General features: G+C 64.7%; 14 protein-coding genes. 8 read left to right on the forward strand and 6 right to left on the reverse strand.

All coding sequences use genetic code 11. The features are described 5' to 3' along the window. Position 1: 1 nt before the first annotated feature. The 3 genes from V8U06_RS18455 to V8U06_RS18465 form a co-directional block, all read right to left on the reverse strand. On the reverse strand, positions 2 to 898 hold the full coding sequence (locus V8U06_RS18455) for an ABC transporter permease (protein ID WP_226917680.1): 897 nt from the start codon (positions 896 to 898) through the stop codon (positions 2 to 4). Then, positions 898 to 1,863, reverse strand: a complete 966-nt coding sequence (locus V8U06_RS18460; protein WP_427141912.1) for an ABC transporter permease — start codon at positions 1,861 to 1,863, stop codon at positions 898 to 900. The genes V8U06_RS18455 and V8U06_RS18460 overlap by 1 nt, the downstream gene beginning before the upstream one ends. 154 nt (positions 1,864 to 2,017) lie before the next feature. Further along, the gene (locus V8U06_RS18465; RefSeq protein ID WP_427141913.1) at positions 2,018 to 3,592 is read right to left on the reverse strand and encodes an ABC transporter substrate-binding protein; all 1,575 of its coding nucleotides are present in this window, start codon (positions 3,590 to 3,592) and stop codon (positions 2,018 to 2,020) included. A 158-nt stretch (positions 3,593 to 3,750) separates the two neighbouring features. Here V8U06_RS18465 and V8U06_RS18470 point away from each other — a divergent pair, with 158 nt between their 5' ends. From V8U06_RS18470 to V8U06_RS18480, 3 genes are all read left to right on the forward strand, one after another. Continuing rightward, complete coding sequence (locus V8U06_RS18470) at positions 3,751 to 5,118, forward strand: amidohydrolase family protein (protein ID WP_427141914.1); 1,368 nt, start codon at positions 3,751 to 3,753, stop codon at positions 5,116 to 5,118. Positions 5,119 to 5,128: 10 nt separating this feature from the next. After that, complete coding sequence (locus V8U06_RS18475) at positions 5,129 to 6,325, forward strand: amidohydrolase (protein ID WP_427141915.1); 1,197 nt, start codon at positions 5,129 to 5,131, stop codon at positions 6,323 to 6,325. A gap of 131 nt (positions 6,326 to 6,456) precedes the next feature. Then, positions 6,457 to 7,101, forward strand: a complete 645-nt coding sequence (locus V8U06_RS18480) for a flavin reductase family protein (RefSeq protein WP_427141916.1) — start codon at positions 6,457 to 6,459, stop codon at positions 7,099 to 7,101. Positions 7,102 to 7,105: 4 nt separating this feature from the next. Here V8U06_RS18480 and V8U06_RS18485 read toward each other — a convergent pair whose 3' ends face one another. Beyond that, positions 7,106 to 8,533: a helix-turn-helix domain-containing protein gene (locus tag V8U06_RS18485; RefSeq protein ID WP_427141917.1), complete on the reverse strand. Its 1,428-nt coding sequence runs from the start codon at positions 8,531 to 8,533 to the stop codon at positions 7,106 to 7,108. A 147-nt stretch (positions 8,534 to 8,680) separates the two neighbouring features. Here V8U06_RS18485 and V8U06_RS18490 point away from each other — a divergent pair, with 147 nt between their 5' ends. Genes V8U06_RS18490 through scpA form a run of 4 tightly spaced genes read left to right on the forward strand, consistent with a single transcriptional unit; the run spans position 8,681 to position 14,669 of the window. Further along, the gene (locus V8U06_RS18490; RefSeq protein ID WP_427141918.1) at positions 8,681 to 10,213 is read left to right on the forward strand and encodes an acyl-CoA carboxylase subunit beta; all 1,533 of its coding nucleotides are present in this window, start codon (positions 8,681 to 8,683) and stop codon (positions 10,211 to 10,213) included. A 10-nt stretch (positions 10,214 to 10,223) separates the two neighbouring features. Then, complete coding sequence (locus V8U06_RS18495) at positions 10,224 to 10,514, forward strand: hypothetical protein (RefSeq protein WP_427141919.1); 291 nt, start codon at positions 10,224 to 10,226, stop codon at positions 10,512 to 10,514. A 25-nt stretch (positions 10,515 to 10,539) separates the two neighbouring features. Then, on the forward strand, positions 10,540 to 12,543 hold the full coding sequence (locus tag V8U06_RS18500) for an acetyl-CoA carboxylase biotin carboxylase subunit (RefSeq protein WP_427141920.1): 2,004 nt from the start codon (positions 10,540 to 10,542) through the stop codon (positions 12,541 to 12,543). After that, complete coding sequence (gene scpA, locus V8U06_RS18505) at positions 12,543 to 14,669, forward strand: methylmalonyl-CoA mutase (RefSeq protein ID WP_427141929.1); 2,127 nt, start codon at positions 12,543 to 12,545, stop codon at positions 14,667 to 14,669. Before V8U06_RS18500 ends, scpA begins: the two co-directional genes overlap by 1 nt. A gap of 36 nt (positions 14,670 to 14,705) precedes the next feature. On the opposite strand, the gene V8U06_RS18510 is transcribed toward scpA, so the two are convergent. Then, entirely contained in the window at positions 14,706 to 15,794 is a 1,089-nt protein-coding gene (locus V8U06_RS18510) for a GNAT family N-acetyltransferase (protein WP_427141921.1), read from the reverse strand. 96 nt (positions 15,795 to 15,890) lie between these two features. Next, positions 15,891 to 17,459 carry a GumC family protein gene (locus V8U06_RS18515; protein ID WP_427141922.1) on the reverse strand — a complete coding sequence of 523 codons (1,569 nt, stop codon included), beginning with the start codon at positions 17,457 to 17,459 and terminating at the stop codon, positions 15,891 to 15,893. 161 nt (positions 17,460 to 17,620) lie between these two features. Between V8U06_RS18515 and V8U06_RS18520 the strand changes: the two genes are divergently transcribed. Continuing rightward, entirely contained in the window at positions 17,621 to 18,913 is a 1,293-nt protein-coding gene (locus tag V8U06_RS18520) for an O-antigen ligase family protein (RefSeq protein WP_427141923.1), read from the forward strand. Positions 18,914 to 19,059: the final 146 nt, after the last annotated feature.

Consider the following 19,059-nt stretch of genomic DNA (forward strand, 5'->3'; position numbering starts at 1 on the left):
CTCAGCGGGCCATCAGTTTCGGGTTGAAGCGGTCGCGCAAATAGTCGCCGATCACGTTGACGGCGAGCACGAGGATGACGAGCACCGCCGCCGGCATGACGGCGATCCACCAGAGGCCGGAGAACAGGAACTGGTTGCCGATGCGGATGAGCGTGCCGAGCGAGGGATAGGTCGGCGGCATGCCGGCACCGAGGAAGGACAGCGTCGCTTCCGTCAGGATCGCGCCGGCAAGGTTGATCGTGGCGATGACCATGACCGAGCTCATGACGTTCGGCAGGATGTGCCGACCCATGATGCGGCCCGAGGGCAGGCCGATGACCTTGGCGGCGCGCACATAGTCGCGCGCGACCTCCACCATGGTCGAGGCGCGCACCGTGCGGGCATATTGCACCCATTCGTTGACGGCGATCGAGAAGATCAGCACCAGCGGGGCCCAGGTCAGCATCGTATCGGCGCTGAGCTGCGCGCGGGCGATGCCGCTGATGAGGAGCGCCACGAGAATGGTCGGGAAGCTGACCAGAACATCGGCGATGCGCATGACGATGCCATCGACGATGCCGCCGAAGAAGCCGGCGACAAGACCGAGCACGACGCCGAGCGCGGCGGCGAAAAGCACCGCGCCAAGGCCGATGACGACGGAGATGCGCAGCCCGAACAGGATGACCGAGACGAGGTCGCGGCCCTGGTTGTCGGTGCCGAGCAGGAAGCGCGGATCGCCGCCATCCATGAAGGCCGGCGGAATTTCCATGTCGATGAGCGAATAGGACGACACGTCGCGCGGGTCCATCGGCGCGATCAGCGGCGCGAAGACGACGAGGACGAGCATGACGGCGAGCACCAGGCCGGCGATCATGACGGAAACCGGCGGCAGCCGGCGCATCAGGGATTTCGTGGCCATTATCGGGTCCTCAGGCGCGGATCGATGAAGGTGTAGAGAATGTCGACGACCATGTTGATCATGACGAACAGGAAGCCGACGAAGAGCAGGTAAGCGGCCAGCACCGGCACGTCGGGATAGCCGACCGCATTGGTGAAGAGCAGGCCCATGCCCGGCCACTGGAACACCGTTTCGGTGACGATGGCGAAGGCGATGAGCTGGCCGATCTGCAGGCCGGTGACGGTGACGACGGGCATCAGCGCATTGCGCAGCGCGAGCCGGCCGTAGATGTAGGTGCGCGGCAGCCCGCGGGCGAAGGCGAAGCGGATGTAGTCCGACGACAGCACGTCGATCATCTCCGAGCGCACCAGCCGCATGATCAGGGTGAGCTGGAACAGCGCGAGCGTGATCGACGGCAGGATCAGCGACTTGAGGCCCGAAAGCGTCAGGAAGCCCGTCTTCCAGAAGCCGAGATCGACGAGATCGCCGCGGCCCGACGAGGGTAGCCAGCGCAGATTGACGGCGAAGACCAGGATGAGCAGCAGACCCGTGACGAAGGTGGGCATGGAAATGCCGATCAGCGTCGCCGACTGCGTGAGCCGCGACAGCACGGAATTGGGCTTCAGCGCGCAGAGCACGCCGAGCGGAATGCCGATAGCCAGCGCCAGGAAGGTCGCGACGATCACCAGTTCGAGCGTCGCCGGAAGGCGGCTCATGAGCAGGCTGACGACCGGCTGCTGGTAACGGAAGCTCGTGCCGAGATCGCCCGTCAGCACCTGGCCGAGAAAGTCGAAGAATTGAACGAGGATCGGCTTGTCGAGGCCGAGCGCGACACGCAGGGCATCCTTTTCCGCCTGTGTTGCGCCCTCGCGCACCATGGAGGCGACGGGATCGCCGACGAAGCGGAACATGACGAAGGCAATGGCGGTCACGGCGATCATCACGAGGATGGCCTGGAAGAGCCGCACCGAGAAAAGTCTGAGCATCGGAACAATCCTTGCGTGGGAGCGGCGGGCCCCAAAGGGCGGAAACCGGGCCGTTACGCTCCCGCATTCTCCTCCCCATCGAGGAATCGGGCCGGTTTGCAAACGGTCCCGGCCTGCTTTCGCCTGCCGGGACCGCATCTTGGGAAGAAACCCGTTAGTTGTTGACCTTCGCGAACCACGGACGAACGTATTCGTCCGGGAACTGCGGGATGTCGACCTTGTTGCTCATGGCCCAGGCGACCGGCTGCTGGTGCAGCGGAATGAACAGCGCCTCGTCATGGGTGATGCGGAAGGCGTCCTTCAGCATGTCCACGCGCTTCGTCTCGTCCAGTTCCACCGAAGCCGAGCGGGTGAGCGCGTCGATGCGGGGATCGGAAAGGCCGTTCGGGTTGGAGCCGCCATAGGTGCCGTCATTGGTGGCGAGCAGCGCCTGAAGCACGCTGTAGCCGTCCATCGCCGGAAGCGACGCCCAGCCGAGCAGGTAGACGTCGAGTTCGCCATTGTCCATGCGCGGGAAGTAGGTCGTCTTGCTCTCGACGCCGAGATCGACCTGCACGCCGATCTTCGCCCACATGGAGGAGATCGCAAGGCAGATCTGTTCGTCGGCAATGTAGCGGTCGTTCGAGCAGGCAAGCCCGGTCTTGAAGCCATCCGGGTAGCCGGCTTCGGTCAGGAGGGCTTTCGCCTTGTCGACATCGTAGTCCAGCGGCTTGTCGATCGCTTCGTCATAGCCGGTGACGGCCGGAGCGACGAGCATGCCGGCGACGCGCGACTTGCCGCGCATCAGGCGCTTCTGGATCGTGTTGAGGTCGATGGCGTGCCAGAGCGCCTGACGCACCTTCACGTTCAGCATCGGATTGGCGACGCCGGGAGCCGCGTGCAGCTCCTTCTTGAAGTTGAGGGCGAGCGTGATGGTGCGCAGCGACGGGTTCTCGACGACCTTCAGGCCATCGGTGGAGGCGATTCGGTCGACGTCCTGCAGCGGAACGGGCGCGATCATGTCGACTTCGCCGGACAGCAGCGCGGCGACGCGCGTGGCGTCGGAGGCGATCGGGCGGAATTCGACTTCCGTCAGGTTATGCTCCGGCTTGTCCCACCAGTCCTTGTTGACCTCGAAGACCGAGCGGGAATCCGGCTCGTAGCTCTTCAGCTTGAAGGGGCCGGTACCGTTGGCGTGGTTGCTGGCATAGGTGACGACGCCGGTCGCCGTGTTGCCCGGCTTCAGCGCATCGTGCTCGGCCATCCACGGCTTGCTCATGATGTAGATGGCGGCAAGATCGTTGAGGAGCAGCGGATAGGGGCCGCGCAGGATGAGGTCGACCGTATAGTCGTCCACCTTCTCGACGCCGGTGACGGCGGAAAGGTTTTCGCGGTTGCGCGAGCCGGGATCGATCTGGCGCTGGATGGTCGCCACCACGTCGTCGGCATTGAAGGGCTGGCCTTCATGGAACGTCACACCCTGGCGCAGCTTGAAGCGCCAGCGGGTCGGCTCGACGATCTCCCAGGACGTCGCAAGCGCCGGCTCGAGCTTGAGGTCCTTGTTGCGGCGGACCAGCGGGTCGAAGACCATGTGCTGGACGCTCTGCGTGAAGCTGTCGACCTGGGCGTTCGGGTCGTAGGAAATGACGTCGCCGGAGGCGGACCACCGGAGCGTTTCGGCAAGCGCCGGGGCAGAGAGCGGCGCCAGGATGGCAAGCCCCGCCAGAAGGGACTTCATGTAGGTGTTCACAAGGATTCTCCCGAGTTGATGGCGTGTTCCCGAAATTTTGCATACGATTATTTCAATATGACTGTACATAATGTGCGCACAATATCAAGATAGGGTAATTAGATTTCGTGCACATATGGCGCGAAAATTGTATGCAATCATGACGGGAGACGCGATCGATGACGAAAACCTTGCTGATCGAGAATGGCACGATCGTCACCATGGATGCCGATCGGCGCATCCTCGACACGGGCTATGTTCTGGTGGAAAACGGCCGGATAACCGCAATCGGCGACGGTGTTTTCAACGCCCCGGCCGAGGCCGAGCGCATCGACGCGCGCGGCATGGTCGTGATGCCGGGCCTCATCGACACGCATGCCCATGCCGGCCATATGCTGACCAAGGGCCTCGGCGGCGATTCCGAGGACTGGATGACGATCACCGGCCGCATCTATGCCGAGGCCACCGACCCGGAATTCTGGGCGGCCGAGGCCGCGCTTTCGGCGGCCGAGCGGATCAAGTGCGGCACGACAACGGCCGCCCTGCTCTTCGGCGGGGGGCCGGACATCATGCGCACCGAAGCGCCCGAGGCGGCCGAAGCGCATCTTGCCGCCATCGCCGAAATGGGCGTGCGCGAAGTGCTGGCCGTCGGCCCCAACCGCCCCGCGGCCGCGAGCGTCTATCGCACCTACAGGGACGGCTCCCATGAAGAGATCGCCGTCTCGCCGCAAGCGCAGCTCGCCGTCAGCGCTGCACTGATCGACGCCTGGGCCGGCCGGAACGACCGGGTGCAGGTCGCCGTCTCCCTCCCGGTCTTCAACGCCGCGGAGCTGGAGGATGCCGCCGTACTCGATCTGTCGCGCAAGGCACGGCAATTGGCGCGGGAAAGGAACGTTCTGCTGGTTCAGGATGGCCATCGCGAGGGGTCGATTGCCGCCAACGACGAAAAACTCGCACTGTTCGACGGCCGTTCGGTGCTCGCCCATTGCGTCGATCTCACCGAGGCCGACATTGCCGCGCTGAAGCGCACCGGCGCCAAGGTGGCGCACAATCCGAGCGCGCTGATGTCCGTCTTCGCCCGTTGCCCGGCGCCGGAAATGCGCGCCGAAGGCATCATTGTCTCGCTCGGCACCGATGCCGCCGCGCCCGACCGCTCCTTCGACATGTTCCGCAACATGTTCCAGGCGCACCGCTATCATGCCCGTCATTTCCAGGACGACGCCGTGCTGCCGCCGCTCGACCTTCTCGAAATGGCGACGATCGAGGGTGCGCGGGCGCTTTCCATGGAAGACGAGATCGGTTCGCTCGAAACCGGCAAGCGCGCCGATATCCTGCTCGTCAACATGCGCCAGCCGCATCTGTGGCCGCCGGTCGATCCGGTGCAGCGCCTTGCACGCTTTGCCAACGGCGCGGACGTGGACACGACCATCGTCGACGGCCGCATCCTGATGCGCGGGCGCAGGCTCGTCGCCCAGGACGAGAACGCCATCCTCGACCGCGCCGAAAGGGCCTTCCGCCTCGCCATGCAGCGTGCCGGGCTCGCCTGAGGAGACGAAAATGACCGCAGACCTTCTTGTCCGCAACGCCCGTCCCATGGGCGGCGACCCGGTGGACCTCGTCATCCGCAACGGCCGCTTCGACACGCGAGACGGCGTCCTGCCGAAGGAAGAGATCGACGCCACGGAATACATCGCCCTGCCCGGTCTCGTCGAGGCGCATACCCATCTCGACAAGACCTTGATCGGCATGGACTGGTACGAGAACCGCGTCGGCCCGACCCGCAACCACCGCATCCTTGCCGACCGTCAGGCCAAGCGCGCGCTCGGCATCGACGCGCGCCGCCAGTCCGCGCGCCAGATCCTGCAGACGCTGCCCTTCGGCGTGCTCGCCATCCGCAGCCATGTCGACGTGGACACGGAAATCGGCATCGCCAATATCGAGGGTGTGCTCGAAACCCGCGAGGCGCTGCGCGATCTCGTGGACGTGCAGGTCGTTGCCTTTCCGCAAAGCGGCATGCTGCCGCGCGAGGGCACCCTGGAGTTGATGGACGCGGCGATGCGGGCCGGCGCCGACATTGTCGGCGGCATCGATCCCGCCACCATCGACCGCGATCCCGTCCGCCATATCGACGCGATCTTCGCCCTTGCCGACCGCCATTCAAAACCGATCGACATCCATCTGCACGAGCTCGGCGAGCTCGGCGCCTTTTGCCTCGAACTCATCATCGAGCGCACCCGCGCGCTCTCGATGCAGGGCCGCGTGATGGTGAGCCACGCCTATTGCCTGGGCATGCTGGATGCAGCACGGCAACAGGGACTGATCGAGACGCTGGTTGCCGAGCGCATCGCCGTGCTGACGGTCGGAAGCCCGGCAATGCCTGCCCTTCCCCTCCGCCTGATGCGGCAATGCGGCCTGACGGTCGCCTCCGGCTCGGACGGCATCCAGAACACCTGGGAACCCTGGGGCAATGGCGACATGCTGGAGCGGGCGAAATACCTCGCGCAGCGCAACGGCATGACCAACGACGCCGACCTTGCCGAGACCACCCGCATCTGCACCTTCGGTGGCGCGGAAGCCATGGGCCTTGAAGGCTACGGCTTTGGCGAAGGCAATGCCGGCGATCTCGTGCTGGTGCCGGCGCGCGCCCTTGCGGAAGCCGTCGCCCTGACGCCGTCAAAGCGCACCGTCATCCGTCGCGGTCGCGTTCTGGTGCGCGACGGCGCCCTTGCGGAGGACCTGCCGCCCATCGCCTAGCGGACACTAGGAGCGCCTCTTTACCGAATCGAATTGCGTGCTTAATGTATGCAATTATCGCATACAAAATAAGAAGCGCATGCCGGCCCGGAGCACATCCGGGCCGGGCACGCAAAGCCGGAGAGGAACCCATGGACACCCGCAGCACGACGATCGAACAGGGCGCAAGAACCGCCTTCGACTTCACCAAGCTCGATGCACGCGAACGCTACAAGCTGATGATCGGCACGATCATCCCGCGGCCGATCGCGCTCGTGACTACGGTCGATGAAAACGGCAACTTCAACGCGGCACCGTTCAGCTTCTTCAACTGCCTTTCCGCCGACCCGCCGATCCTCGCCATCGGCGTCGAGAACAATCCCGACATGTCCTTCAAGGACACCGGCCACAACATCCGCATGACGGAGGTCTTCACCGTCAACATCGTCTCGCACGCCATTGCCGAGGCGATGCATGTCTGCGGCACGAAATATCCGCGCGGCGTCGACGAATTGAAGCAGGCGGGCCTGACCGCCATGCCCGGCGAAAAGATCGCCGCGCCGTGGATCAAGGAAGCGCCGGCGGCCTTCGAGTGCCGCCGCCATGTCACGCTGGAACTCGGCAAGTCGCGTCAGATCATCATGGGCGAGATCCTTTTCGCCCACTACCAGCCCGGCGCCGTGGACAGCGCGCTGCATGTCGACCCGAACGTCATCGACGCCATCGCCCGCCTTGGCGGCGATACCTGCTCGACGATCCGCGACCGCTTCGAGATGTTTACCCCGAAGCTGCCCTGACGGATCACGTCTCCCCGAGCGCGCGGATCGAATAGGGTATCGTGCGGCGTATATTGTGCTCCACCACCAGCCGGCCCTTCAGCGGAGGGACGGCGCGGCTGGCGCATTGGGTGCGCTCGCAGATGCGGCAGGAGATGCCGATCGGGTCGTAGGCTCCCGCATTGCCGAGATCGAGATCGTCGGCATAGACGAAGCTCTCCGCATGGGAAACCTCGCAGCCGAGCGCCAGCGCATAGTGCTGCTGCGGCTGGCGGAAGCCCCGCCCGCCGCGCGAGACCTGCATGGAAAGACAGAGATAACGCACGCCATCGGGCGTCTCGGCGAGCTGGCGGGAAATCCGGCCCGGATTCTCGAAGGCCTGGTGCGCGTTCCACAAGGGACAGGCCGCACCGAAGCGGGCGAACTGCAGGCGTGTCGCGCTATGGCGCTTGGTGATGTTGCCCGCCCGGTCGATGCGCGCGAAGAAGATGGGCACCCCCTTCTGGCCCGGCCGCTGCAGGGTCGAGAGGCGATGACAGACCTGCTCGAGGCTCGCGCCGAAGCGCGCGGCGAGCAGGTCGAGATCGTGCCGCACCTCCCGCGCCGCCTCCATGAACCGGCGATAGGGCAGGAGCAGCGCGCCGGCAAAATAGTTGTGCAGGCCGATACGGCAGATTTCGTAAGCCTCCGCTGTCCGAAACCCGGCACCGGCGGCAACGCTCTCGACGATGGGCTCGGCATGAAGCTGGGCGATCTGCAGCGCGATCTGGAAGTGCCGGGTCGGAGCGGGCAGATAGGAATTCAGGGTCAGGAGACGCGCTTGGGGATCGTAGGCGCGCACGAGATCGTCGCCATGCGCCGCACGCACGATCCGCACCCCGTACTGCCGTTCCAGATAGCCCGTCAGCAACGGCCCCGGATCGGCCTCGCCGATGCCGATCTCGCCCGCCAGCCGTTCGGCAAGGAGATCGAGATCGCCGATATAGTTGTCGACGAAATGGAAGAAGTCGCGCACCTCCTCGTAAGGCGTCGTCTCGATGGCAGCGAGGCTGCGCCCGAGCGTGTCGTTGATGCTGGCGAGCTGCTCGGAATTGTGCCGGTAGGCCCGGTGCGCCGCGATCAGCGCATGGGCGAAACCCGGCGCGTTCTGCGTGACGAGCTTGAGTTCCTGAAGGCTCGGCGTATAGCCGTCGAAGAGCGAATCCGTCAGCGTTTCCGACAGGGCCGAGACCAGTCGGTCGCCCTCTCCGCCTGAGAGATCGGCGAGATCGATGCGGAATTTCTCCGCCAGCGCCAGGAGCACGCCGGCCGAAACCGGGCGCTGGTTGTTCTCGATCTGGTTGAGATAGGAGACGGAGATGCCGAGACGCTCGGCGAACTGCGCCTGCGTCGCGCGGTTCGCCTGGCGCAGCTCCCGCACCCTCCGGCCGATATAGAGTTTTCCCGCAGCCATGTTTGCAACTTTGCAAATTGAATTTGCAAAAAGTGTAACGCTTGCATGTCCACCCGATCAAGTGTTCATTTCCATGCCTATCGGCACTAAGCAGGATCGATCTCCGGGCGCGAAAGCGGCCCGGCTGGCCAGCAACGGACGGACACCATGCACGCAATTCTCGACCAACTCGAAGCCCGCCGGGAAGCGGCGCGGCTCGGCGGCGGCCAGCACCGCATCGACGCCCAGCACGCCAAGGGCAAGCTGACCGCGCGCGAGCGCCTCGACGTGCTGCTCGACGAGGGCTCCTTCGAGGAATACGACATGTACGTCACCCATCGGGCGACGGAATTCGGCATGGCCGAACAGAAGGTGGCCGGCGACGGCGTCGTCACCGGCTGGGGCACGATCAACGGCCGGCAGGTCTATGTCTTCAGCCAGGACTTCACCGTGCTCGGCGGCTCCCTTTCCGAAACCCATGCACAGAAGATCTGCAAGATCATGGACATGGCGGTGCGCAACGGCGCGCCGGTCATCGGCCTCAACGATTCGGGCGGCGCACGCATCCAGGAAGGCGTGGATTCGCTCGCCGGCTATGCCGAGGTCTTCAAGCGCAATGTCGAAGCCTCCGGCGTCGTGCCGCAGATTTCCGTGATCATGGGTCCCTGCGCAGGCGGCGCGGTCTATTCGCCCGCCATGACCGACTTCATCTTCATGGTGCGTGACAGTTCCTACATGTTCGTCACCGGCCCCGACGTGGTGAAGACCGTCACCAACGAGATCGTCACGGCCGAGGAACTCGGCGGCGCACGCACCCATACCCAGAAATCCTCGGTCGCCGACGGCGCCTACGAGAACGACATCGAGGCGCTGGAACAGGTCCGCGCCCTCTTCGACTTCCTGCCGCTCAACAACCGGCAGAAGCCGCCGCTGCGCCCCTTCCACGACGATCCGGCACGCCTCGAGGAACGGCTCGACACGCTCATCCCCGACAGCTCCAACAAGCCCTATGACATGAAGGAGCTGATCACGGCCCTTGCCGACGAGGGCGATTTCTTCGAGATCCAGGAAGCCTTCGCAAGGAACATCATCACGGGCTTCGTGCGCATCGAAGGCGAGACGGTGGGCGTCGTCGCCAACCAGCCGATGGTGCTGGCCGGCTGCCTCGACATCGACGCCTCGCGCAAGGCCGCCCGCTTCGTGCGCTTCTGCGACGCCTTTTCCATTCCGATCCTGACGCTGGTCGACGTGCCGGGCTTCCTGCCGGGCACGGCGCAGGAATATGGCGGCGTCATCAAGCACGGCGCCAAGCTGCTCTTCGCCTATAGCCAGGCGACCGTGCCGATGGTGACACTGATCACGCGCAAGGCCTATGGCGGAGCCTATGACGTGATGGCCTCCAAACATATCGGCGCAGACATCAACTACGCCTGGCCGACCGCCGAGATCGCGGTGATGGGCGCCAAGGGCGCGACCGAAATCCTCTACCGTTCGGAACTTGGCGACGCCGAGAAGATCGCGGCGCGCACCCGGGAATACGAGGAACGCTTCGCCAATCCCTTCGTCGCCGCCGAGCGCGGCTTCATCGACGAGGTGATCATGCCGCACTCCTCGCGCCGCCGCATTGCCCGTGCCTTCGCCTCGCTGCGCGGCAAGCAGGTGGAGACGCGCTGGCGGAAGCACGACACGATACCGCTCTGAGGGCACGCGCATGGGGAGGCACGAAAAGCCGGCGCTGACGCCGGATGAGGCACGCAAGGATCACTGGCGCATGCTGCGCTACATGATGCTGCATGCGCTGGTCGGCGGGCTGATCGGCTCTGCGACCGCCGCCCTCCTCATCGTGCTCGACACCGGCGGCATCGGCACGCGCATCGCCCGGGCGGAAAACCCCGTCATGCCCGTGCTGCTGCTCGTCGTGCCCTTCGCCGCGCTGTTCGGCGGGGCGGCCACCGCCTCGGCCATCCTGCTGATGCCCTATGAGAAGAAATACAAAGATTGAAGTGACCGGGACTGGAAGACACCTGATGTTCAAGAAGATCCTCATCGCCAATCGCGGCGAAATCGCCTGCCGGGTCATCAAGACCGCCCGCAGGCTCGGCATCCCCACCGTCGCCGTCTACTCCGACGCCGACCGCGGCGCGCTGCATGTGTCGATGGCCGACGAGGCGGTGCATATCGGCCCCGCGCCCTCCGCCCAGTCCTATATCGTCATCGACAGGATCATCGAGGCCATCCGCAAGACGGGGGCGGACGCCGTGCATCCCGGCTACGGCTTCCTCTCGGAAAACGCCGCCTTCGCCGAGGCGCTGGAAAAGGAAGGCGTCGCCTTCATCGGCCCGCCGGTCGGCGCCATCCAGGCGATGGGCGACAAGATCACCTCCAAGAAGCTCGCCGCCGAGGCCGGCGTCAACACGGTGCCCGGCCATATGGGCCTGATCGAGAACGCCGAAGAGGCAGTGAAGATCGCCGCCCAGATCGGCTATCCCGTGATGATCAAGGCCTCTGCCGGCGGCGGCGGCAAGGGCATGCGCATCGCCTGGAACGATGCCGAGGCGCGCGAGGGCTTTCAGGCCTCGAAGAACGAGGCGAAAAGCTCGTTCGGCGACGACCGCATCTTCATCGAAAAGTTCGTCACGCAGCCGCGTCACATCGAGATCCAGGTGCTTGGCGACAGGCACGGCACCACGCTCTATCTCGGCGAGCGGGAATGCTCCATCCAGCGGCGAAACCAGAAGGTCGTCGAGGAAGCACCCTCGCCCTTCCTCGATCCCGAAACCCGCAAGGCGATGGGCGAGCAGGCCGTGGCGCTGGCGAAAGCCGTCGGCTACCACTCCGCCGGCACGGTGGAATTCATCGTCGACGGCGACAGGAATTTCTACTTCCTCGAAATGAACACCCGCCTGCAGGTGGAGCATCCGGTGACGGAACTGATCACCGGCATCGACCTCGTGGAGCAGATGATCCGCGTCGCTGCGGGGGAAAAGCTGACCTTCAGCCAGAATGACGTGAAACTGAACGGCTGGGCCATCGAAAGCCGGCTCTATGCGGAAGATCCCTACCGCAATTTCCTGCCCTCCATCGGCCGTCTCTCGCGCTACCGCCCGCCGGCCGAAGGCCCGCAGGCGGACGGCAGCGTCGTGCGCAACGACACCGGCGTCTTCGAGGGCGGCGAAATCTCCATGTATTACGACCCGATGGTCGCAAAGCTCTGCACCTGGGCGCCGACCCGCCTCGATGCCATCGAAGCCATGGCGACGGCGCTCGACGACTTCGAGGTGGAAGGCATCGGCCACAACCTGCCCTTCCTCTCCGCCGTGATGGGCAACGAACGTTTCCGCGCCGGACGGCTCACCACCGCCTTCATTGCCGAGGAATTCCCGGACGGCTTCCATGGCGTTGCACCCGACGCCGCGGCGACCCGTCAGCTCGCCGCTGTCGCCGCCTTCGTCCAGCAGACGGTGCAGGCGCGCGCCGCGCAGATTTCCGGCACCATCGGCAACCACCGCCGTATCGTCGGCAGCGAATGGATCGCAAGCCTGGCCGGCAACGAGCATGCATTGACGCTCGAAAGCGGCGCGGACGGCCTTGTCGCGCGCTTTGCCGGCGGCGAGACGCTGAGCGTCGCCAGCGACTGGGTGCCCGGCCGCCGTCACGCCGTCTTCGTCGTCGCGGGCAACCGCATGGGCGTGAAGGTCGATCTTGTCGGCCCGGCGATCCGCCTGCGCTGGCGCGGTGTGGATGCGACGACGCATGTGCGCTCGCCGCGCGTCGCCGCGCTCGCCCGCCTGATGCCGAAGAAACTGCCGCCCGACACCTCGAAGCTGCTGCTCTGCCCCATGCCCGGTGTCGTCACCGCGCTTCTCGTTGCCGAAGGTGATACGGTGGAAGCGGGTCAGGCCCTCGCCACCATCGAGGCGATGAAGATGGAAAACATGATGCGGGCGGAGCGCCGTGGCACCGTCAAGCGCGTCGCCGTCAAGGCCGGGCAGAGCCTTGCCGTGGACGAAACGATCCTGGAGTTTGAATGATGGCCGACAAGACGTTTGAGGACTGGGCAGCACTCGCTGAAAAGGAGCTGCGCGCCGCCCCGGAAACGCTGACCTGGAACACGCCCGAAGGCATCGCCGTCAAACCCGTCTATACGGCGGACGACCTCGCGGAGACCAGCCATCTCGGTACGCTGCCGGGCTTCGCGCCCTTCGTGCGCGGCCCGCGCGCCACCATGTATGCCGGCCGCCCGTGGACGATCCGGCAATATGCCGGTTTCTCGACGGCCGAGGCTTCCAATGCCTTCTACCGCAAGGCGCTCGCCGCCGGCCAGCAGGGCGTGTCCGTCGCCTTCGACCTTGCCACCCATCGCGGCTATGACAGCGACCATCCGCGCGTCGTCGGCGATGTCGGCAAGGCGGGCGTCGCCATCGACAGCGTCGAGGACATGAAGATCCTGTTTTCCAGCATTCCGCTGGAAAAGATCTCCGTCTCCATGACCATGAACGGCGCCGTCATCCCGATCCTCGCCAGCTTCATCGTCGCAGGCGAGGAACAGGGCGTGCCGCGCGCGGCGCTTTCGGGGACCATCCAGAACGACATCCTCAAGGAGTTCATGGTCCGCAACACCTATATCTACCCGCCCGAACCCTCGATGCGCATCGTCGCCGACATCATCGACTACACGGCGCGGGACATGCCGAAGTTCAACTCCATCTCGATCTCCGGCTACCATATGCAGGAGGCGGGCGCGACGCTGGTGCAGGAGCTTGCCTTCACCATCGCCGACGGGCGCGAATATGTCCGCGCCGCGATCGCCAAGGGGCTGAATGTCGACGACTTCGCCGGCCGCCTCTCCTTCTTCTTCGCCATCGGCATGAACTTTTTCATGGAGGCGGCCAAGCTGCGCGCCGCACGCCTGCTCTGGGACCGCGTCATGGACGAGTTCCAGCCGAAGAAGGCGTCCTCGCGCATGCTGCGCACCCATTGCCAGACATCGGGCGTCTCCCTTCAGGAACAGGACCCCTACAACAATATCGTGCGCACCGCCTTCGAGGCCATGTCCGCCGTGCTCGGCGGCACGCAGTCGCTCCACACCAACTCCTTCGACGAGGCCATCGCGCTGCCGACGGAGTTTTCCGCCCGCATCGCCCGCAACACCCAGCTCATCCTGCAGCACGAGACGGGCGTGACCAGGGTGGTCGATCCGCTCGCCGGCTCCTACTATGTCGAAAGCCTGACCCATGAGCTGGCCGAAAAGGCCTGGGCGCTCATCGAGGAGGTCGAGGCCATGGGCGGCATGACGAAGGCCGTCATCGAAGGCCTGCCGAAGCGCCTGATCGAAGAGGCTGCCACCCGCCGACAGGCCGCCGTCGACCGCGGCGACGAGGTGATCGTCGGCGTCAACCGCTATCGCCTCGAGGACGAACAGCCGATCGACATTCTCGAAATCGACAACAGCGCGGTCCGTGCCGCGCAGATCAAGCGGCTGGAGGATATCCGCCGCCGGCGCAGCGCAACCGAGGTCGCCGAAACGCTCGGCGCGCTCGAAACGGTCGCCAGAACCGGCGAGGGCAATCTCCTCGAAGCGGCTGTCGCAGCCGCACGGGCCCGCGCCACGGTGGGCGAGATTTCCGACGCCATGCGCCGCGCCTTCGGCGACCATGCCGCAACGCCCGAAGTGGTGGGCGATATCTATGGCCCCGCCTATGGCGACGATCCGGAATACCGGACCCTTGCCGGCCGCATCGCGGCGCGCGACACCCGGCCGAAGATCATGGTGGCGAAACTCGGCCAGGACGGCCATGACCGCGGCGCCAAGGTCATCGCCTCGGCCTTCGGCGATCTCGGTTTCGAGGTGCGGGTCGGCCCGCTCTTCCAGACGCCCGAGGAGGCCGCGGACCTTGCCGTCGCGGAGAAGGTGCAGGTCGTCGGCATGTCCTCCCTGGCCGCCGGGCACAAGACGCTGGCTCCGGCGCTGGTGGCCGCCCTGCGGGAGCGCGGGGCGGAGAATATCGTGGTCGTCGTCGGCGGCGTCATTCCGCGGCAGGACTACGAGTTCCTTCTCGAAAACGGCGTCGCCGCCGTCTTCGGCCCCGGGACGAACGTGCTCGATGCCGCCAACACGGTGCTCGACCTGGTGGAAGGACGTATCCGCAACCAGTGACCTCGGGCCGGCCGAAGCGAAGCGGCCGGCGCCCTCTCACTGTGGCGGCCAGAAGCGCCGCGCCAGCGATTTGACGACGGGAAGCGTCTCCACGGCGAGCTTTGCGGCAAGGCCCAGCGTGTTGCTGGCCTGGGAGAACGACCACATCGGCGACGGCTCCGCCCCGAACATGCGCTTGTAGGGCTCATCGCCGATGGTGAAATCGAGGGATTGCTCGCCGCGCTCGATGCAATCCCGGGCGATCTGCTCGAACATCAGGCTACCCACCGATTGCCGACCATGGCGCGCCGCATCGAAGCCGACGAGGACGACAAGGAAGGAACCGCGATGCGAGAGGCCGAACGCCCCGGCTATCGGCTCGTCGTCCAGCCATAACGTGTAGGTGCGCGCAAACCCGTCCCGCCCTTCCACGGCGACCGACGAATAGAAGGCGAAATAGGATGGCAGTTGAACGAGATCGACGGGGCCGCCCCTTGCCCTGAAACGCCGCCTCCGGAAACGTTTCAGGGCATCGAACGTCGTGCGAATGTCGGCAGGCGACTGCGCGCAGGTGAAGCGCACCTCTCCCTTGCGATGGAGCTGCCGCGTCTTCTTCTGCAGCTTCTTGCGGGAGGTCCTGCTGAGATGCTTGTCTCGCCAGCTTCCAAAGGCCGGCTCCAGCGCGCTCGCATAGGCGTTGATATCCATACGCTTGCGCTTCTCGGCCGGGAACAGCAGCTCGATCGGCAGCGCGGATTCGCTGAGCTTGCTGACACGCAGGAGGTCGTAGGGCATCAGGTGCCGGTTGATGGTGGCGACCGCGGCCTCATCCGTTGCGATCTGCGAGAAGACCGCGCGTGCGGCAACAGGCGAAGCGTAGTCGCAGACATGCAGATCGGCAAACTCAACGACCTGCAGAAGCGCATAGCGCCGCCGCATCAACGGCAGGACCATGGCGAGCCCTCCATCCGCCCGTCGGCGCACGACGAGAACGAGGGGCGCTATGGCGGCATCACCCGTCAAGGTTCCATAGAGATGGGCAAGCCAGACCGGATGCTGAAATGCAGTCGCAGCCGATGCCCTGAAAAGATCGGCATATTCCCTTGAGCGAAAATCGAAACCGTTCTCGACGGCAACGTCAAACATGGATTTGCACCGGGGCCCCTGTCGGATTGCAAGCCTTGTGATCCGCGGCGATTGCCTGCCTCGCAATGCGGAGGGTTTTCCGGCGCGCGGCGGGCGTTACACGTAATCCGTCTTGCGGCGCCGCGGCATGGGGAGATAGTCCTCGTCATCGGCGAATTCGGCATTGAGCAGGGACGTCATCTCATCGCGGAGATGACGGCGGCGCGACGGGCGGGGCCGCTCCTCCTGTGCGGTGCGCGTTACGGCGGGCGCCGGCGCATGATGGATATCGGACACGATGCCATATGCGAGCACGCCGACAATGCCGAGCGCGAGACCGGCGAGCAGGCCGAACATCGACGCCTGCGGCACGCTCGGCGGCCAGCCGCGGGTGCGCGGCACGATGGGGGCGGAGATGACGCGGATATTGGTCGTGTCGAGTTGTTCGCGCTCCGCGGTCAGACGTGCCCGCGCCAGAAAGGCCTCGTAGATGGCGCTCCGTGCTGCCGCCTCGCGTGTCAGCTCCCGCAACTTCACCTCGGCCTCGTTCTCCGAAAACACGTCGCCCGAGACGGAGGAAGCTTCCTTCTGAAGCTCGGCCACGACGGTCTTCGCCTGGGCGTATTCATTTTCAGCAGCGCGCGTCAGGCGCGCCGTCTCGTTCTGGATTTCGCGCTCCAGCGTCTTCACATTGAGCTGCACGCCCCTGTAGCGTGGATGCAGCGTGCCGTAGACGACGGCATATTGCTCGGCCTGCTGCTTGGCGGAGGCGAACTCGGTGCGCAGCGAGGCGAGCGTCGTCGACTGCATGACGGCCGAATCGCTGCTGCCCGCCATCAATTGCCTGTAGCGGGACTCGGCCGCGATCAACCGCTCGCGCGCCGTGCGCAACTGCGTATCGACCTGCGACATCGAGCGGCTGCTCGACAATTCCCCCTGGCTGACGCGCAGGCCATTCTGCCGGCGAAAGGTTTCGACGGCCTCTTCGGCCTCGGTCACGCTGGCTTTCAGTTCCACCAGCCGGCCGACGAGCGAGGAGGTCGCCCGCCCGGCCCCGTCGGAATCGGCGACGCTCAACTCGGTTCGAAACTCGTCGATCAAGGCCTTCGAAATGCGCACGCTTTTTTCCGCCTCATCCGACCAGACGGTGAGAATGATGACGAAGGAGCGCTCGTCGCGGCGGGCGGAAACACGCCGGTCCAGCGCATCCAGCGCAATCACTTCGGGCGGCGTCACAACCTCGGATCCGAGGCCGAAGCTGAAATTGAAGCTGAAGAGGCTGGTCCAGGATTTCGGCACGAATTCCAGGTCGCGGGTGAGCTCGAGCTTTTCGACCACGCGCATGAGCACATTGCGCGACAGCAGCGTCTGAAGCTTGCTGTCGACGTTGAGAAGCTGCGTATCGCGATCCTCGCTGCGCCGATAAAGATCGTCGTCAACCACCTGCAGACCGGCGGGATCGACCAGGATTTCGCTTGTCACGGTATAGCTCCGGGTTGCAAGCAGGCTGTAGCCCGCACCGATCAGCGAACCGACGATTGCAACCATGATGATCCAGCTGTATTTTATGCGCAACCAATAGGCGAGTCGCTTGAGGTCGATCTGCAGATAGTTCGCGAGGCCCTGATCCGCCGGGGTTTCCGCAGGGTAGGTGGCATATTTGCGCATATCGGGTCCGTTCTGCATGGCCAAATCACTCTTGCAATGCGTGCATTATGTGAATCTTTAAACTTAAAGATTAGTTAGGACGGACTTGTCCATCAAATCTTAACGCACATGCTTAAGAGTTTATGTCAGGCGGTTCGCCATCCGTTCCCGCCCGAACAGAAAGCCTCACGGTCGCAACCATGCTTCAAAGGGTGACAAGCCTCGCGCTGTATTTCCTGGGTTTCCTGTCCATGGCGGTGCCGAGCAGCGAACTGGCGGTTCCGGCCTGGGTGGAGCCGGCCCGCTATCTCGCCTTCATCGCACTGGCATTCGCCATCGCTTTCCTTGCCTATATCCGCGCCGGCCTGCGCATCCCCGTCGGCATCGAAACGACGCTGCTTGCGCTGTTCTTCCTGTTCTATGCCGCGTCGGCGCTTTGGGGGTCTCAACTGCCGGGCAGCTATATCAAGAGCCTGCTGGTGCTGACCGCGCTGGCGACCTCGCTCAGCATCGCCAACATGCTGCCGCTGGAACGGTCGCTGGCGATCCTTTTCTACGCGCTCGCCACCTATATCGCGGTTTGTGTCGCGGTGGTGTTTCTCTGGCCCTCGGTCGGCGTCGACCAATCCTGGGAGCACGCCGGCAAGTGGCGCGGTATTGCAGGCCAGAAGAATGGGCTCGCCGCCTATGCGGCCTATGCCAGCGTGCTCGGCATGGGCCTGCCACTCGCCCTGCGCTCGACGCCGCTGCGCCAGACCGCGGCGCTGTGCCTGCGCATCGCCGTCGTCGTCCTCTGCCTTGTCGCGCTGTACAAATCCGGCTCGCGGGGCGGGTTGCTGCTGATCGGCATCGGCCTGGCTTCGCTGATGATTGCCCGCCTGCCGCGCACCGCACAGCGGGCATCGCTTTTGATCGGCATGGCCTTCTGCATTCCCCTCATTTTCCTCGTACTGGCCTCGTTTTCAGCCGACGGGGACAAGCTGAGCGTCTTGGGGCTGACCATCGACACCAACAGCCGCATGAAGCTGTGGCAATTCGGCTTCGAGCATATGCGCGGCCGCTTCCTTGCCGGCTTCGGCATGGACAGTTTCTGGACGCCGGAAAGGCTGACGGCGTTTCAGGACATCTATACCTGGGAACTCGACAACTTCCACAACGGCTATATCACCCTCTTCATCGAAACCGGCGTGATCGGCTTCACGCTCTTCGTTGCCGGATTCCTCGGGCTCTACCTGCTGGTGGTGATTTCCATCGGCAGCATCCGCACGCGTATCACGATGCTCGCCTTCGCGCTGCTCAACATGTTCATGTTCGGAAACCTGGTCGAAAACGAACTGGGACGCTCGACGTCGCTCGGCATCTACACATTCCTGATCATCGCCTTCTCCCTGCGCAGCCATGTTGCCGGCTGGGTTGAGGGGCGCCGCCAACGGCCGGCCTTACCGAAAGCCTTCGCTTACCGAGGGCCAGATCCCCAGAGACTTGTCGAGTGAATTGCGGCCGGAAGGACCCGAACCGCTGAGCACCATCCATCGCGTCGCGCCGCCAATACGTTATGACGCAGCGGCGCGACGAGTGGATGGCAATGCAGGCGCGCTTCAATGCACGCTCAATAGACGACCACGCCGCGGATGGACTT

The sequence above is a fragment of the Shinella sp. G-2 genome (genome assembly GCF_050172695.1).
In the GTDB taxonomy this organism is placed as follows: domain Bacteria; phylum Pseudomonadota; class Alphaproteobacteria; order Rhizobiales; family Rhizobiaceae; genus Shinella.

Bases quoted from the DNA above. Each gene is read 5' to 3' on its own strand.
- V8U06_RS18490 (WP_427141918.1), top strand. From the start codon at position 8,681: ATGCACGCAATTCTCGACCAACTCGAAGCCCGCCGGGAAGCGGCGCGG.
- V8U06_RS18475 (WP_427141915.1), top strand. From the start codon at position 5,129: ATGACCGCAGACCTTCTTGTCCGCAACGCCCGTCCCATGGGCGGCGAC.
- V8U06_RS18500 (WP_427141920.1), top strand. From the start codon at position 10,540: ATGTTCAAGAAGATCCTCATCGCCAATCGCGGCGAAATCGCCTGCCGG.
- V8U06_RS18455 (WP_226917680.1), bottom strand. From the start codon at position 898: ATGGCCACGAAATCCCTGATGCGCCGGCTGCCGCCGGTTTCCGTCATG.
- V8U06_RS18470 (WP_427141914.1), top strand. From the start codon at position 3,751: ATGACGAAAACCTTGCTGATCGAGAATGGCACGATCGTCACCATGGAT.
- V8U06_RS18480 (WP_427141916.1), top strand. From the start codon at position 6,457: ATGGACACCCGCAGCACGACGATCGAACAGGGCGCAAGAACCGCCTTC.
- V8U06_RS18485 (WP_427141917.1), bottom strand. From the start codon at position 8,533: ATGGCTGCGGGAAAACTCTATATCGGCCGGAGGGTGCGGGAGCTGCGC.
- scpA (WP_427141929.1), top strand. From the start codon at position 12,543: ATGGCCGACAAGACGTTTGAGGACTGGGCAGCACTCGCTGAAAAGGAG.
- V8U06_RS18495 (WP_427141919.1), top strand. From the start codon at position 10,224: ATGGGGAGGCACGAAAAGCCGGCGCTGACGCCGGATGAGGCACGCAAG.
- V8U06_RS18520 (WP_427141923.1), top strand. From the start codon at position 17,621: ATGCTTCAAAGGGTGACAAGCCTCGCGCTGTATTTCCTGGGTTTCCTG.
- V8U06_RS18515 (WP_427141922.1), bottom strand. From the start codon at position 17,459: ATGCAGAACGGACCCGATATGCGCAAATATGCCACCTACCCTGCGGAA.
- V8U06_RS18510 (WP_427141921.1), bottom strand. From the start codon at position 15,794: ATGTTTGACGTTGCCGTCGAGAACGGTTTCGATTTTCGCTCAAGGGAA.
- V8U06_RS18460 (WP_427141912.1), bottom strand. From the start codon at position 1,863: ATGCTCAGACTTTTCTCGGTGCGGCTCTTCCAGGCCATCCTCGTGATG.